This window comes from Shewanella electrica (assembly GCF_022321485.1).
In the GTDB taxonomy this organism is placed as follows: domain Bacteria; phylum Pseudomonadota; class Gammaproteobacteria; order Enterobacterales; family Shewanellaceae; genus Shewanella; species Shewanella electrica.
The window spans coordinates 1-229 of the sequence record NZ_JAKOGG010000862.1 but is presented as its reverse complement, the minus strand read 5'-3'; the positions used below and the strand labels follow the sequence as shown (position 1 = coordinate 229).

Here is a 229-nt window from a genome sequence, read left to right as displayed (position 1 = left end):
CGGCCAGAATGGCGATCGCCGTGCTCCCGTGATGCTTGAGCGTCTTCACGAAAAGGCAGGTATGCTCTCGTGTCGTAAACGCATTCATATGCCCGCCGCGGCTCTCGATAGCGTCCATCAACTCGCGGGCCGTCCGCGTTTCAGTCCCCTTGAAGAAAAGGTGTTCCAGAAAGTGCGAGATGCCCGCCTGCTCCGCGCTTTCGTCGGCCGAGCCGGTCTTGATCCAGAC

At 60.3% G+C, this 229-nt stretch carries 1 protein-coding gene; it reads right to left on the bottom strand.

From position 1 onward, the window contains the following. Positions 1-229, bottom strand: a 229-nt coding sequence (locus tag L9G74_RS22245; RefSeq protein WP_238899150.1) for a M16 family metallopeptidase, incomplete at both ends; no start/stop codon positions are given.